Below are 15,982 nucleotides of genomic sequence, written 5' to 3' on the forward strand. Positions count from 1 at the left end.
CGATGAGGTAGATAGGTTCGGGGTGGAAGTGCCGCAAGGTATGGAGCTGACGAATACTAATCGGTCGAGGGCTTATCCAAGAAAGAGTCTTGCAAGCGAAAGCGAGTGAGACGCGCTGCTCAAGCGTAATGCGTAAGTTTCGGATCTAGTTTTCAGGGTGCAAACCTTGAGCTGCCTGTCCTTTTCGAAGACGTATAACTTCGAAAAATCCCGTTTGGTGACGATGGCGAAGGGGAACCACGCGTTCCCATCTCGAACACGACCGTTAAGCCCTTCAGCGCCAATGGTACTTGAACCGCAGGGTTCTGGGAGAGTAGGACGTCGCCAAGCTTAATATTCCCTGATAGCTCAGTTGGTAGAGCACTCGACTGTTAATCGAGTTGTCACAGGTTCGAGTCCTGTTCGGGGAGCCACTTGCTTCCATAGCTCAGTCGGTAGAGTGCATCCATGGTAAGGATGAGGTCACCGGTTCGATTCCGGTTGGAAGCTCCAGTGTAAGGCCCGTTGGTCAAGTGGTTAAGACACCTCCCTTTCACGGAGGTAACAGGGGTTCGAGTCCCCTACGGGTCACCATATTATTAATTTCATAATATTGGACGCATTATTCAGCCTTGAGCATAGCGTTCACTAAGCCGCTGTAGCTCAACTGGTAGAGCAACTGACTTGTAATCAGTAGGTTGGGGGTTCAAGTCCTCTCGGCGGCACCAGATTTAACTTCGATTATTGGGGATTAGCCAAGCGGTAAGGCAACGGACTTTGACTCCGTCATCCCTAGGTTCGAATCCTAGATCCCCAGCCATAGTATGAGACATTAGCTCAGCTGGTAGAGCACCTGACTTTTAATCAGGGTGTCGTAGGTTCGAATCCTACATGTCTCACCATTAATAGAATGCGCGCGTATGGCGGAATTGGCAGACGCACTAGACTTAGGATCTAGCGGGCGACCGTGGGGGTTCAAGTCCCTCTACGCGCAGTATTTTGCGGAAGTGGCTCAGCGGTAGAGCATCGCCTTGCCAAGGCGAGGGTCGCGGGTTCGATTCCCGTCTTCCGCTCCATTAATAACTTGATAGGCGCCCTTAGCTCAGCTGGATAGAGCGTTTGACTACGAATCAAAAGGCCGGGAGTTCGAATCTCTCAGGGCGCGCCATTTAGTTTATTATACCATCGGGACGTAGCTCAGCTTGGTAGAGCACCTGGTTTGGGACCAGGGGGTCGCATGTTCAAATCGTGTCGTCCCGACCATTATTTTTTGAATCATCTTGAGTTTTACGTAAGCGGGTGTAGTTCAATGGTAGAACTTCAGCCTTCCAAGCTGATAGCGTGGGTTCGATTCCCATCACCCGCTCCATATTTAATGACAATAAGACCCAGCGGGTCTTTTTTTATTTTCTCTATAAATAAACTATATATCAGCGTACTGTTGTGTTAAAATACTCATTATGGTCTAAGACATTACAAAGAAAATTGCTATGTAAAGCAAGCCTCAGGAGGGGAACCATGTCGGATTCAAACAGTTCGATCAACAAAAATACTGCGAATAACCTGCTGCGTAGAGATGTCCGATTTCTCGGACATATTTTAGGTGAAGTTCTGGTTCATCAAGGCGGCAATGAATTACTTGCCATAGTCGAGAATATTAGAGAAATGAGTAAAAATCTGCGTGCTCAATATTCTACGGAGATGTATGACGAATTTAAAGAAACGATCACTTCACTGGCACCGGAAAATAGACATCAGGTGATCCGGGCTTTTGCGATTTATTTTCAACTGATTAATATTGCTGAGCAGAATCACCGTATTCGCAGAAAACGTGATTACGAGCGTTCGGCTGGTGAAAATGTACAGCCTGGATCGATTGAAGATGTGGTACGCGATCTCAAGAATCAACAGATTAACGCAGCTGAAGTACAGGAAATGCTGCAAGGTATTTCGTTGGAGCTGGTTATGACGGCGCATCCTACAGAAGCAACAAGACGTGCCGTATTGGATATTCATCAACGCATTGCCAATCAAGTGATGGAATTGGACAACCCTAATTTGACCTTCCGGGAACGGGAGCAGCTTCGGGATAAGCTCATGGGTGAGGTTATTACTCTATGGCAGACGGACGAGCTGAGAGATCGTAAGCCAACGGTTATCGATGAGGTGCACAATGGATTGTACTACTTCGATGAAACGTTGTTTGACGTGCTTCCAGAGGTGTATCAGGAGCTGGAGCGTTGTCTGCAAATTTATTACCCTGAAGAATCCTGGCATGCGCCTATCTATATGAAATTCGGTTCATGGATTGGCGGAGATCGTGATGGTAACCCGTCGGTAACTTCCAAGGTGACCTGGGAAACACTTACGCTTCACCGCAAGCTAGCCCTTCAAAAATACGATGAGCTGTTGAATGAGTTCACCACACATTTAAGCTTTAGTAAAAATATCGTAGAGGTTACTCAGGAATTGCTCGATTCGATTCAGGTGGATCGTGAGCATCTGGATCTGCGCAATCATGAAGTATGGCGCAATGAAAAAGAACCATATCGCATCAAAATTGTCTATATGCTCCAAAAAATCCGTAATGCTGCGGATTCATCCATTAATAATTTGCAAAAATATAATTCGCCTGATGAGTTTCTTGCGGATTTAAAAATTATTGACCGCAGCTTGCGTAATCATTTTGCCGATTTCATTGCTGATGATTATGTCGTTAAATTGATCCGTCAGGTTGAATTGTTCGGGTTCCACTTGGCTTCACTGGATATTAGACAGCATAGTAAAGAGCATGAAGCAGCAATGACAGAAATCTTAGCTAAAATGAGCATTTGTCCGGATTATTCGGCGCTTGCTGAGGAAGATAAGATCAAGCTGCTGAGCGGTTTATTAACGGAACCAAGACCGATTACTACGCCATACATGGACTATTCAGAATCAACTCAGGAATGTTTGAATGTATACCGCGTTGTGAAGCAAGCGCAGCAGGAGTTTGGTGTGAACTGTGTGTCCAGCTATTTGATCAGTATGGCAGAGGCTGCCAGTGATTTGCTGGAGGTACTTGTGTTCGGTAAAGAAGCTGGCTTATACCGTCAGGAAGCCGATGGTTCTGTGACATGCACGCTGCAGTCCGTACCGCTGTTTGAAACGATTGATGATTTGCATGCTGCGCCTGATATTATGAGGACGTTGTACCAAATCCCGGCATATCGGAACAGCCTGGTTAGCACGAATCACTTACAGGAAATCATGCTGGGCTATTCCGACAGCAATAAAGACGGCGGTGTGATTACAGCGAACTGGGAATTGAGAGTGGCATTGCGCTCGATTACAGAGGCCGCGTCTGAGAATGGCGTGAAGCTGAAGTTTTTCCATGGCCGCGGCGGTGCGCTCGGACGTGGGGGAATGCCATTGAACCGCAGTATTCTGGCACAACCAGCCGATACGATTGGTGGAGGCATTAAGATAACGGAGCAAGGCGAGGTATTATCGTCCCGTTATTCCATGAAGGGCATAGCTTATCGCAGCTTGGAGCAAGCAACCTCTGCATTGCTCATTGCAGCACTGAATGCTCGTAATCCACAGACTGAAGAGTCTGAGGAGCAGTGGGAAACAATTATGCGCGATATTTCGGAAAAAGCGCAGACGAAGTATCAAGACCTGATTTTCCGTGACCCGGATTTCCTGACCTTCTTTAAAGAGTCTACACCACTTCCGGAGCTTGGTGAGCTAAATATCGGCTCCCGTCCATCGAAGCGTAAAAATAGTGATCGATTTGAAGATCTTCGTGCCATTCCTTGGGTATTTGCCTGGACACAAAGCCGTTATTTGCTTCCAGCTTGGTATGCGGCCGGTACAGGTCTGTACAGCTTTTACCAGGATAAAGCAGAGAACTTGACGATTATGAAAAATATGTACGAAAATTGGTCGTTCTTCCGCTCCTTGATTGATAATCTGCAAATGGCAATGGCCAAAGCAGATTTGTTGATTGCTAAGGAGTATGGCAGTATGATCAAGGATGCTGCTATTGCTGAGCGTATTTTTAATGAAATCAAGGAAGAATACGAAAAGACGTCTGATTTGATTTTGAAGATTAGCGGTCAGCAAGAAATTTTGGATAATGTGCCGGTCATTCAAGAATCAATCCGACTTCGTAACCCTTACGTAGATCCGTTAAGCTATTTGCAGGTTCAACTCGTAACTGAGCTGAGGGCCGAAAGAGAACGCGACGAGGACGATACGCTGCTCATACGCGAAGTATTGTTAACGATTAACGGCATCGCTGCAGGACTACGGAATACTGGCTGATCTACGATTAGTCGGGATTACGATAGGATAAGCGGTAGGCAAGCTATAACAAACATCATTTATCGTCTGCTCATTGTAGAGTCAGGTAGCCTGAGATTGAGCTGCCTGGCTTTTTTTGAGTCGTGCTGGCAGCTTTTCAGGTAAACGCAAGGAGGATTAAGGCTTGAATTCAAGATGGTTTGCAATTGTGCTGGTCATCGTAGGGGCTTCAAGCTACGGAATTTTGTCTCCGCTTATTAAATGGCATATCATGACGGTTGGAATGAGTTTCAGATTACAGCGAGTCAAATGACGGCAGGTGCGGCTTTATTATGGCTGCTCGTGCTGCTTCAGCGACAAGCATGGGGAAATCCATTCAAGGGTTCATGGATCAAGCTCTCGTTAGTTGGCATGTTTGGTTTGACGGCTTCAACACTTCTCTATAACACAGCTTTGTCGGAAATGGATGCAACGGTTGCCATCGTCCTATTATTTCAGTTTACCTGGATAACGATCTTAATGGATTCGATAGCCAATCGTAAATGGCCGGAACGTAATCAGTGGATAGCCGTAATGATGATTATGTTAGGGACGTTATGTGCTGTGGAGTCCTTCGAGGCGGACTGGAGCCGATTCACTTATTTAGGTATTATTTGCGGGATCGGAGCTGCACTGACTTACGGCTTCTTCCTATTCATGGCTGGCAGGATGGAGACACACCTGCACCCTTTTATGAAATCGGCTGTTATGATTACCGGCTCACTACCTTTATTGTACCTGATTTATCCACCAGTAGTCTTTTTTCAAACTGGAGGAGGGTCATTACTATTATGGGGATTGGGGCTGGGCGGATTGGGTCAAGCACTGCCTACGATTGCATTTATGGTAGGAATACCACGGATAGGAAGTACCTTGCAGCGATGCTTGGAGCTATCGAATTACCTGTCGGTATTGTGGCTTCACTGTTCTTTTTGAATGAAGCTGTACATGGTGTACAATGGTTTGGTATGCTCTTAATATTGACAGGAATTGTAGTAGCCGAGAAACGCAAAGTGTCCTGAAGATTCCGGAATCAAGCGCATGAACGATGTAGGTTGTGGATCGGAAGTTTGGAGGAATGTCGGTTGGAGCAGATGGATGTGAGGCTCGCCAAATTAGCTCGTAAGGGAGACAGAGCTGCTTTTGCCGAGCTGGTGGAGCTATATAAGGATAAAATTTTCCATCTTGCCTACAGAATGCTGCATAGCAGACATGAGGCAGAGGAAATTGTGCAGGAAACATTCCTTAGGGTGTTTACCAACCTCGACAGGTATGATGAGTTTCAAAAGTTTTCGACATGGATCTACAGGATCGGAACGAATCTTTGTATCGATCGTCTCCGCAAACGTAAAGCCACTTACTCCCTGGATGCCGAGATGAAGGATGGTGAAGGTACCGATTGGTATTCAACGCTGCCCAGTCTTGAGGATACACCTGATGAACAGGTTGTATTATCCGAGACACAAACGGAAATTCGTAAATCGATAGATTCTTTGCCGGAGAAATACAAATCGGTTGTGATTTTGCGGTATTTGCAGGACTTGTCGCTTCAGGAGATCAGTGATGTATTGTCCATGCCAGTGACAACAATCAAAACACGTCTACATCGGGGTCGGGAATTTTTGAGGAAAAAGTTGGAACGGGTTTTGTAAACTTATTTTTGAAACATCTTGCACGTTTTTACGTATGTATTACACAAGTAACTATGTAAACGGAAAGGAGTGGCTCGCTATGGATTGCAAGGAAGCCCTCCCTTTGATACATGAATATATGGACGGCAGTCTTAAGGGTCCGGAAGCTTTGGAGCTTAAGGAGCATCTGCTGACCTGTCCAACCTGTAAGATGCGGCTCCAGCATTTGGAGCGAGTCGAGGCTCTTATTCAGTCTTGGCCCCGCGTAGAGGCCTCTGCCGGACTAACGGAAAGGATCATGGCAGCTTTACCTCCGATGAAGCAAAGAAGCCTCTGGAGGCAGTGGATACGGAATCATCCGGGTATCTCAGTGGCTGCTGTATTCGTACTTGTGATGACTGGTAGCTTCATGTCGATGTGGAATGAGAACTCGGAGCTTATCGTGAAAGGTACGGATCTTCAATCCGTTGTCATCCAGGGTAATACCGTATATGTACCTGTTGGGAAGAAGGTTGCAGGCAATATTATGGTCGAAAACGGCAAGCTGCAGGTAGATGGGGATATTGAAGGGGATATTGTTGTTGTTCAAGGATCAGTCATTCTCGCTTCAACGGCTCATATTTCGGGTCAAATTACACAAATAGATGAAGCCTTTGGCTGGTTATGGTTTAAAATGAACGGTTTGGCATCCAAGATATCACAGGTCAAATAGGACATATGGATCATTTCAAAAATCCTTCCTTAAAGATATCTTGAAAGGGAGGATTTTTCCTCATATTATGGTATGATTTAAGGATCATCAAAAAACATTCAAGAAACAATCAAGCCGCGTGTCGTTTGGGGGCAGATACGATGGACTATATAACAGCCATCAACATAAAAGATATTATAGATATACTCATTGTAAGCTACGTCATATATAAGCTGATTTTACTTGTTCGTGGAACAAGGGCGATTCAACTGTTAAAAGGGATCTTTGTCGTTGTTGTGACTTGGGCACTGAGTACCTGGTTCAAGCTGAGCACGCTTCAATGGATGATGAATCAGATGTTTACCTTCGGGGTACTGGCGGTCATTATCATATTTCAGCCGGAACTGCGTCGCGCATTGGAGCAGCTGGGTCGGGGCGCACTGTTCAGCCGGACACCTACAGAGACAGACAACGAATTGAATAAGCGGGTCGGCGAGGTCATCAAGGCTGTAGATTATTTGGCTCGCCGTAAAATTGGGGCCATTATCGTTTTTGAGCGGGAAACCGGTTTAAATGACTACATTGAGTCTGGAATTGCTATTGAGTCGCATATCAGCTCGGAGCTGCTAATTAATATATTCATACCGAATACCCCTTTGCATGATGGGGCGGTTCTCGTGCGCAACAATCGTTTGATGGCTGCGGGATGTTACCTGCCGCTGTCGGAGAATCCTTTTATAAGCAAGGAGCTGGGTACCCGACATCGGGCGGCGATTGGGATGAGTGAGGTATCGGACGCTGTATGTGTGATTGTATCGGAGGAAACCGGTCAAATTTCACTGGCGCTCAACGGTCATATTATTCGTGATATTAAGGAAGAAGCCCTGCTTTCCAAGCTTTTTGAAGAGCTGAAAAACAAGAACAAAACCAAGGAAAAAAACTCCATTTGGAAATGGAGGTTTTGGTAATATGGATCGTTGGCTGCGTAATACAAATGTAGTAAAAATTTTGGCGCTTGTTATCGGTATTTTATTATGGGCTGTGGTACATATGGAAGATAACACCTTGCCAGGAACGAGTAATAATGGGGTAAGGGAAGAGCAAATTTCCAATGTAACGGTAACGCCTAAATACGATAGTAACCAATTTTATGTGCAAACGATGGACCCTGCCGAGGTTATTGTGACATTAAGCGGCAAGGAAGCAGCTTTGAAAAAGGCAATGCTCAGCAAATATTCGGTAGAGGTCGATTTGACGAATTTGGGTAAGGGAGAGCGGATTGTTCCTTTGACTCCCGTTGGTTTTCCAAGCGGTGTTACGGTGAGGGTCAGTCCTTCAAACGCCAAGGTTGTCATCGATGAGAAGTCCAATAAGCAGATGCCGGTAACGATTAATGTAACAGGGATGCCTGCTGTGGGTTTGAAGGCGGGGCAGCCTATCGTGAAACCGAATAAAGTGACAGTGACGCTCCCCAGTGGTAGTATAGATGCTGTAGAATCGGTCAGAGCCGAAGTGAATGTAGAGAAAGCACAGTCCGCTGTGTCGAATAAAGCCAAGTTGGTCGCTTACGACAAAACAGGCAAAACGATGGAGTTAGCTACCATCAATCCGGCTGTTGTCGAGGTGGAGGTTCCGATTACAAGTCCATTTACGACGGTGCCCCTGCAGCTGAAGCTGTCAGGTGAGCCTCCCAAAGGATTCAGTGTTGCTTCTCTGGTGCAAAACGTAGACAAAGTAACGGTATTCGGGACACAGGATGTATTGAACCGTTTGGAGTTTTATGAGGGCCCTAATATTAATCTCGCTGACTTGAAGGAAGAAAAGGAATACACGTTGAATCTGGATATTCCGCTGCGGAACAAGGCGACACAGCTGGACCCCGCCAAGGTAGAGGTGAAGATCAATATTGTAGCATCTGCTACCAAGACCCTTGAGCAGGTGCCGCTGTCCATCATTGGTCAAAATGATGGGTTTGATACGAAGGTTGTGCTTCCCGAAACGGGTAAAATTAATTTTGTTGCTGAAGGTGCACCCGCTATATTGGATAAGGTGAAGGTGCAGGATGTTCAGGCCATTCTCGATGTGAGCAATATGCCTCCTGGCCGCTATGAAATCCCTGTAAGCTGGAACCTGCCTACGTTTATCAAAAAGAGTACACCGCAGGATTTTAAAGCTACAGTCGAAATCAGTGCAAAAAAATAACAGATGTCGCAAAATGATAATTGAAGGAGATAACAAATAAATGGGGAAATATTTCGGAACCGATGGTGTTCGGGGGATTGCAAATCAGGAATTAACAGCTGAGCTAGCCTATAAAATTGGCCGCTGCGGAGGTTATGTGCTCGCAGGTCAGGTTGACAAGCCCACAGTTATTATCGGGCGTGATACCAGAATATCCGGCTCGATGCTGGAAGCTGCGTTGGTAGCGGGATTATTATCGATCGGCGCTAATGTAATACGTATTGGCATTGTATCGACACCGGGAATTGCCTATTTGACACGTAAGCTTAAAGCAGATGCAGGTGTGATGATTTCGGCGTCACACAACCCGGTTGAGGATAATGGCATCAAGTTTTTTGGTGGTGATGGCTTTAAGCTGTCTGATGAAACCGAGCTTGAAATCGAACGGTTAATGGATGCAGAGCAAGATGAATTGCCGCGGCCTACAGGTGCTAATCTCGGTACGGCTGTGGACGACGAACAGGCTAAATATGCATATCTGGATTATGTGCAGGCGAGTGTTAAGTCCTCTTTTAAAGGCTATAAAATCGTGCTGGATTGTGCGCATGGAGCTGCCTATGAGCTTGCACCCAAAGTATTCGAGGCGTTGGGCGCTGAGGTTATCACAGTGGGCGCTGAGCCGAATGGATGCAATATTAATGATCATTGTGGGTCTACCCACCCAGAAGCTTTGCAAAAAGCAGTGCTGGAGCATGGCGCATTCATCGGCTTTGCCTTTGACGGGGATGCAGACCGCTTAATCGCGATTGATGAAACCGGTGAGGAAGTGGATGGGGATTATATTCTCAGCATTTGCGGGCATGCGTTGAATCAAGCCGGGCAATTGCAGCAGAGCACGATTGTAACGACGGTGATGAGCAATATCGGGTTTTTTAAAGGCATTGAAGCGGTAGGTATGAAGGCTGCCAAAACGGCGGTAGGTGACCGTTATGTGATGGAGGAAATGCGTAAGAATGGCTATAATCTGGGTGGCGAACAATCTGGGCATGTGATTTTCCTTGACTACAACACAACGGGTGATGGTATTTTGACCGCATTGCAGTTGATGGATACCTTGGTGTTGTCCGGCAAAAAGCTAACGGAAATGAAGCGAATTATGCGTAAATACCCCCAAAAGCTGGTTAATGTAAGAGTAAAGGATAAGAGCAAGTGGCAGGGGAACCCCGTCATTGAGCAGGCGATCCTGAAAGTCGAGCAGGAGCTTGGTGATAATGGTCGTGTCTTAGTGAGACCTTCGGGAACGGAATCGTTGATTCGTGTCATGGCTGAAGGACCGGATAAGATTCAGGTTGAGGCTTATGTAGACGATTTGGCAGCGATTATTGAAAAAGAACTTTCCTAAAGTTTACTATATCCGACAAGGTTTATAGGCTTGTGGATAAGGACTTATGGAGAAAGGGGTCGAAAGCCCTCTAATGCTTGTCATTAGAGGGCTTTTGTCGCTGAGGCTGTCGGAATTTAAAAGAAAATTAGTGTTGCACTCTACACATAAAATGAATAAGATGTTAATAAGCTTTTTATTCAGGAAGGAACAGGAGGGTCGAGGTTACGTATGAATAGCGCCAGAACTTGTGAGGGTGCCATGGGAAGATAGCCAAGCAATTCAAGCTTTTAGAGACAAGCTGTTCAAATAACAGATGTCGGGCTTGGTATGGATGGTGTCCCGCAGGCAGCCGCTTGCAAGTTGACGAGGTGAAGGTGTTCGGAATATTCGGCGGGGACCTTCCGGTAGCGGCTCTACCGTTAAGTTGGAATGCAAAGCACATGGGTGACTGTGTGTACAAGACTCCAGCATGACCGATGAATGACATAACAATTTCGGAATAATCGTTTTTTTAAATATGCAGGAGGTTCTATCCCTATGTGTGGTATTGTTGGATACGTTGGTAAACGTAATTCTCAAAATATATTGATTGAAGGCTTGAAGAAATTAGAATATCGCGGTTATGATTCCGCAGGTGTGGCCGTATATACGCAAGATGGATTGCAGGTCACTAAATCCAAGGGCAGATTGGCCAATTTGGAAGCGGTGCTTGATGGGGCGCCTTTAACGGGTTCAATCGGGATTGGGCATACGCGGTGGGCAACACACGGTAAACCCTCCGATGTGAACTCTCATCCGCACACCGATAATTCGCGTAAATTTTCTGTGGTTCACAATGGGATCATCGAAAATTACATGACTTTAAAAGAAGAATTAACAGCCCAAGGTCATGTGTTCGTGTCTGAGACTGACACGGAAGTGATCTCCCACCTTATTTCCAGCCTCTATGAAGGTGATATCGTCAAGGCGGTGCAAAAGGCGATTACCCGGATGACCGGTGCTTTTGCATTAGGTGTGTTAACGGAGTATGAGCCTGAGAAGCTGGTTGCAGTCCGTTTCTTCAGTCCTTTAATTATTGGTGTAGGTGAAGGTGAGAATTTCATTGGATCCGATATTCCGGCAATTCTTGATCACACGCGCAACGTATATATTTTGAACGATGGTGAAATGGCAGTTTTGACCTCAGAGGGTGTCGAATTAATGACGCTTGAGGGGAATTTTATTTCCCGGGAATTATTTCATGTCGATTGGGATATTATTACAGCTGAAAAAGCCGGATTTGATCATTTTATGCTAAAAGAAATTTATGAGCAGCCGAAGGCTTATCGGGATACAATGGGCAGCCGAATTGACCCAACAGGCAAGAAGGTTGTCATGAACGAATTAAAGATGACCAACGAGTACATCAAGTCCATTCAACAGGTTCATATCGTGGCCTGCGGTACGGCGTATCATGCAGGTATGGTCGGTAAAAGCATTATTGAAAAGCTGGCTCGTATTCCAGTGGAAACCGATGTAGCCTCGGAATATCGTTACCGTTCGCCGATTATTACACCTAACACACTTGTAGTGGTTGTCAGCCAGTCTGGAGAGACAGCAGATACTTTGGCCGCGCTGCGTGAAGCCAAACGCTGCGGTGCGCGTGTAGTAGCCGTTACGAATGTTGTGGGCAGCTCTGTAGCACGTGAAGCTGATGATGTGATTGTAACGTGGGCAGGACCGGAAATTGCGGTAGCCTCTACAAAAGCATATACCTCGCAGCTCATCGCTTTTTATTTGTTCGGATTGTACCTGGCACAAACGTTGGGAACACAGGATGAAGCTTACATTGCTGACGTTGTTGCTGAGCTAAAGCAGCTTCCGGAAAAGGTTGAGCAGATTCTGGAGCATGCTGAGGTTGTCAAGGAATGCGCAGAGCAAATCGCCACACACAATAATCTGTTCTTCATAGGCCGCGGCATCGATTATGCGGTTGTATTGGAAGGCTCGCTGAAGCTGAAGGAGATTTCATATATTCATTCCGAAGCTTATCCATCAGGTGAATTGAAGCACGGCACATTGGCTCTGATCGAAGAGGGCATTCCTGTTATCGCCTTGGCGACACAGCCGGATCTATTCGAGAAAACAGTGAGTAATATCAAGGAAGTTAAAGCACGCGGAGCTTATGTGTTCGGTATTCATACAGCAGGTGAGACAGTGCTTGGCAAAGCTGTGGATCAAATGCTGGAGATCCCGCAGACGATCCCGCTGCTTAGCCCGGCATTGTCTGTCATTCCATTGCAGTTGTTGGCTTACTACGCTTCGCTTGCACGCGGTAATGACGTTGATAAGCCAAGGAATTTGGCGAAGAGCGTTACGGTTGAATAAAAGGAGGGGGAAACCCCTTCTTTTTGTCTGGTGATATAAAAGTTGTGAACCAGTAAAAAAAGTTGTGAACCAGTAAAAAAAGTCGTGAACCTCTAATTCAGTCCCGATGAGTTTTATCATTCATCGGGACTATTTTTTTAAGGAGTGATACATATCGAAACAACAATAGGCAGCCGGATTAAAATGATTAGAAAGTTGAATAAGATTAGTCAAGTAGATTTCTCAAATCGGATTGGAATATCTCAAGCAACGCTCAGTGAGCTGGAACAAGACAAATATAAGCCATCGGTTGATACTATTCTCGCGATTGTTGAAGGATTCGAGACGGATGTTGAATGGATTCTTATTGGAACGAAGAGTGCTGCAGGTAAGACTTTCGGAATCACGGAAGTCAATGAAAAAGAGGCTAACATATTAGAACATTTTGATAAGTTAAAAAGTACTGATCAAGATGAAATCATTGATTTCATAAAGTTAAAATTAAGTCGATATTGAGTGACTTTATATTGTTGGTAAATGACATTATGCTAAATTTATAATTTTGAATATTTCTCGATACTGAGTTTCATAATTAGTTGTTTCTTAGTACTGTTATATGATTCCACCATATTCATTTCAGATGTCGGAGTTTCTATATACGAACGTATGCTTGCTGACAAAATAGTATCATCTAAATGATAAATAATTATGGAAAACCCCTGTCGAATGAAGGGGTTTTCTCTTTAATTGTGGAATAAGTCTATAGAACTAATAAGTTACAGATAGGAGCAATACAATGCTAACAGGAGAAGTTCGTAATAAGATTGATAAAATATGGTCAGATATATGGGCAGGCGGTATTAGCAACCCATTAACCGTTATAGAGCAGCTTACCTACCTGATGTTCATTCGTTCCCTAGATGAGAAGGAACTGGAAAATGAGAGCTTTGAGGCATTGGGCGGTGAAGGTCTGCCGAAAATTTTCCCACAGGACGAAGACGGGCAGAACATGCGTTGGAGCAAATTTAAAACGAAAGATCCTCGTATCATTTATGATATTGTCAGTACGGAGGTGTTCCCTTTTATTAAAACGATGAATGGAGCGAATACGACTGCCTTCTCGCGTTATATGCATGATGCTATGTTCCTAGTGCCAACTCCTCAAGTATTGCAAAAGATGATTACAGGCCTAGATGAGCTGTATGAACACGATATTAAAGACTTGGATATGCAGGGCGACCTCTACGAGTATATGCTCGGTAAGTTGGCTTCAGCCGGACAGAACGGCCAGTTCAGAACGCCGAAACATATTCGCGATATGATGGTTCGGCTGCTTGCTCCTACGCCTAATGATAAGATTTGTGACCCAGCTTGCGGTACCGCGGGCTTCCTGGTATCTTCGTCGGAATATATCCGAGAGAATTTCGAGGCTGAGATGACTAGCGAGCTGTGGGAGCATTTTGCCGGTGAGATGTTCTCTGGGTTTGATACGGACCGAACGATGCTGCGTCTATCCGCTATGAATCTGATGCTTCATTCGATTAACCAGCCTCATATCGATTACTTGGACAGTGTTTCCAAGCAGAATAGCATTTCCTCCGCATATGATATTGTTCTTGCCAATCCGCCATTCACGGGTACGGTTGATGCCGAGAGCATTAACGATAACTTGAAGACAGTCTGTGATACCAAAAAGACGGAGCTTCTATTCGTTGCACTCTTCTTGCGAATTCTCCGTAAGGGCGGTCGCTGTGCTTGTATTGTACCGGACGGCGTTTTGTTCGGTTCTACTAAGGCACACAAAGCCCTCCGTAAAGAACTGGTCGAGAATCATCAGCTTCAAGCGGTTATCTCCATGCCGAGCGGTGTGTTTAAGCCATATGCTGGTGTGAGCACGGCTGTCCTTGTGTTTACAAAGACGGGTGCTGGTGGTACGGATAAGGTATGGTTCTATAATATGAAAGCTGATGGCTTTTCGTTGGATGATAAACGTTCTCCAGTTGAAGCGAATGATATTCCCGATATTCTTGCTCGTTTCCATAACCTTGAGGGTGAACTGGATCGCAAGCCAACTGAGGCGAGCTTCTTGGTGGATAAGGCTGCGATTGAGGCCAATGAGTATGATTTGTCGATTAACAAATATAAGGAAGTCGTTTACGAAAAGGTGGAGTACGATAAACCGGAAGTGATTATTGCTCGGCTTGATGGGTTGAACCTTGATATTGCTGCCAAAATGGAGGAATTGAGGGGGCTTTTGGGTGAATAGGGTAAAATTATCAGAGATAACGAGCGTTATTACAAAAGGTACAACGCCCATGACTATAGGTTTTAATTTCCAAGATGAGGGAATTAATTTTGTTAAAGTTGAAAGCATTGCCGAAAATGGCGATTTTATATTGAATAAATTTCAACATATTTCTGATGAATGTAATGTTAAGATGAAACGTTCCATATTGTTTGAAAATGATATCTTATTTTCGATTGCTGGTGCATTAGGGAGAACAACAATTGTTACAAAAGACATTTTACCTGCAAATACAAACCAAGCATTGGCTATAATTAGGCTATCAACAAGTGAGTCATATCCAAGATATATACAGTATGTTTTGAAATCTGAAGGTGTATATAATCAATTTCAAAGGCAACAGCAAGGGGTAGCACAATTAAACTTATCATTAAAAAACATCGGAGATTTAGAAATACCAATCCCGCCACTCCAAACACAAATGCAAATCGCCAAAACATTAGACACCGCTGCAGAATTGCTTGCTATGCGCAAACAGCAGCTTGCGGAGCTGGATAACCTTATCAAATCGACTTTTCGTGAGATGTTTGGTAATGAGAATGAGTTTGATAAATGGGACTGTACGACTATTGAAAATGTTGCGAAGGTAACAGTTGGCGTGGTTATAAAGCCTGCGCAGTATTACACACAGGAATCTAATGGAGTAAAAACATTTCGCTCTCTGAACGTTGGTGAAATGAGTGTTCGTGATAAAAGTTGGATATTTTTCACACCTGAAGGCCATAAAACAAACAACAAATCTATTTTGAAAACAGGGGATGTACTTGTAGTTCGATCGGGTAATCCCGGTACTTCATGCGTTGTTACTGCGGAGTATGCCGGTTGTAATGCTGTTGATATTATAATTGCCAGACCAAATTTGATGAAAATTAATCCGTTATATCTATGCGCTTTTACAAACTTTCCGCATGGAAAAAATCAAATAGTTGTGGGGACTAGTGGTGCGGCTCAACAACATTTTAATGTTGGGGCATACAAGGCTATGACTATTCCATTACCGCCTCTCGAACTACAGAACAAATTTTCTTGCTTGGTAACTAAAATTGAGGAGCAAAAAACTCTCGTTAAGAAGGCGATTGACGAAACTCAATGCCTGTTCGATAGTTTGATGAGCGAGTTTTTCAAGTAACGATTCTTTA

The 15,982-nt window shown here is 44.8% G+C and carries 11 protein-coding genes, 11 tRNA genes and 1 rRNA gene; all 23 read left to right on the forward strand.

Annotation, left to right across the window (positions count from 1 at the left end):
- The first annotated feature begins 213 nt into the window (after window positions 1-213).
- The 23 genes from rrf to LRL21_RS46355 all read left to right on the forward strand — a co-directional run bounded on the left by rrf (window position 214) and on the right by LRL21_RS46355 (window position 15,972).
- Window positions 214-330: ribosomal RNA gene (rrf, locus tag LRL21_RS24205) — 5S ribosomal RNA — on the forward strand.
- Between the two features lie 7 nt (window positions 331-337).
- Window positions 338-413, forward strand: a tRNA-Asn gene (locus tag LRL21_RS24210).
- 3 nt (window positions 414-416) lie between these two features.
- A tRNA-Thr gene (locus tag LRL21_RS24215) sits at window positions 417-492 on the forward strand.
- Between the two features lie 6 nt (window positions 493-498).
- Window positions 499-573: transfer RNA gene (locus LRL21_RS24220), tRNA-Glu, on the forward strand.
- Between the two features lie 58 nt (window positions 574-631).
- Window positions 632-707 (forward strand) — tRNA-Thr (locus tag LRL21_RS24225).
- 17 nt (window positions 708-724) lie between these two features.
- Window positions 725-799, forward strand: a tRNA-Gln gene (locus tag LRL21_RS24230).
- Window positions 800-805: 6 nt separating this feature from the next.
- A tRNA-Lys gene (locus LRL21_RS24235) sits at window positions 806-881 on the forward strand.
- 12 nt (window positions 882-893) lie between these two features.
- Window positions 894-973 (forward strand) — tRNA-Leu (locus tag LRL21_RS24240).
- Window positions 974-980: 7 nt separating this feature from the next.
- Window positions 981-1,055, forward strand: a tRNA-Gly gene (locus LRL21_RS24245).
- A gap of 15 nt (window positions 1,056-1,070) precedes the next feature.
- Window positions 1,071-1,147 (forward strand) — tRNA-Arg (locus tag LRL21_RS24250).
- 18 nt (window positions 1,148-1,165) lie between these two features.
- Window positions 1,166-1,242 (forward strand) — tRNA-Pro (locus LRL21_RS24255).
- A gap of 32 nt (window positions 1,243-1,274) precedes the next feature.
- A tRNA-Gly gene (locus tag LRL21_RS24260) sits at window positions 1,275-1,348 on the forward strand.
- A 149-nt stretch (window positions 1,349-1,497) separates the two neighbouring features.
- On the forward strand, window positions 1,498-4,287 hold the full coding sequence (gene ppc / locus LRL21_RS24265) for a phosphoenolpyruvate carboxylase (RefSeq protein ID WP_240418361.1): 2,790 nt from the start codon (window positions 1,498-1,500) through the stop codon (window positions 4,285-4,287).
- Between the two features lie 240 nt (window positions 4,288-4,527).
- Complete coding sequence (locus LRL21_RS24270) at window positions 4,528-5,241, forward strand: DMT family transporter (protein WP_240418362.1); 714 nt, start codon at window positions 4,528-4,530, stop codon at window positions 5,239-5,241.
- A gap of 149 nt (window positions 5,242-5,390) precedes the next feature.
- Window positions 5,391-5,957 (forward strand): RNA polymerase sigma factor SigW, encoded by a 567-nt coding sequence (sigW, locus tag LRL21_RS24275; protein ID WP_076238085.1) that lies wholly within the window; start codon window positions 5,391-5,393, stop codon window positions 5,955-5,957.
- A gap of 79 nt (window positions 5,958-6,036) precedes the next feature.
- Window positions 6,037-6,648 (forward strand): zf-HC2 domain-containing protein, encoded by a 612-nt coding sequence (locus tag LRL21_RS24280; RefSeq protein WP_240418363.1) that lies wholly within the window; start codon window positions 6,037-6,039, stop codon window positions 6,646-6,648.
- A 140-nt stretch (window positions 6,649-6,788) separates the two neighbouring features.
- Complete coding sequence (gene cdaA / locus LRL21_RS24285; RefSeq protein ID WP_240418364.1) at window positions 6,789-7,595, forward strand: diadenylate cyclase CdaA; 807 nt, start codon at window positions 6,789-6,791, stop codon at window positions 7,593-7,595.
- Window position 7,596: 1 nt separating this feature from the next.
- Complete coding sequence (locus LRL21_RS24290) at window positions 7,597-8,829, forward strand: CdaR family protein (RefSeq protein ID WP_240418365.1); 1,233 nt, start codon at window positions 7,597-7,599, stop codon at window positions 8,827-8,829.
- 40 nt (window positions 8,830-8,869) lie between these two features.
- Entirely contained in the window at window positions 8,870-10,210 is a 1,341-nt protein-coding gene (glmM, locus tag LRL21_RS24295) for a phosphoglucosamine mutase (RefSeq protein ID WP_240418366.1), read from the forward strand.
- 519 nt (window positions 10,211-10,729) lie between these two features.
- The gene (glmS, locus tag LRL21_RS24300) at window positions 10,730-12,559 is read left to right on the forward strand and encodes a glutamine--fructose-6-phosphate transaminase (isomerizing) (protein WP_240418367.1); all 1,830 of its coding nucleotides are present in this window, start codon (window positions 10,730-10,732) and stop codon (window positions 12,557-12,559) included.
- A gap of 183 nt (window positions 12,560-12,742) precedes the next feature.
- On the forward strand, window positions 12,743-13,054 hold the full coding sequence (locus LRL21_RS24305; RefSeq protein WP_240418368.1) for a helix-turn-helix domain-containing protein: 312 nt from the start codon (window positions 12,743-12,745) through the stop codon (window positions 13,052-13,054).
- 280 nt (window positions 13,055-13,334) lie between these two features.
- On the forward strand, window positions 13,335-14,804 hold the full coding sequence (locus tag LRL21_RS24310; protein ID WP_240418369.1) for a type I restriction-modification system subunit M: 1,470 nt from the start codon (window positions 13,335-13,337) through the stop codon (window positions 14,802-14,804).
- Window positions 14,797-15,972, forward strand: coding sequence for a restriction endonuclease subunit S (locus LRL21_RS46355; RefSeq protein ID WP_240418370.1), 1,176 nt, complete (start codon window positions 14,797-14,799; stop codon window positions 15,970-15,972). The genes LRL21_RS24310 and LRL21_RS46355 overlap by 8 nt, the downstream gene beginning before the upstream one ends.
- Window positions 15,973-15,982 lie beyond the last annotated feature (10 nt).

The sequence above is a fragment of the Paenibacillus periandrae genome, assembly GCF_022458865.1.
Lineage (GTDB): Bacteria > Bacillota > Bacilli > Paenibacillales > NBRC-103111 > Paenibacillus_S > Paenibacillus_S periandrae.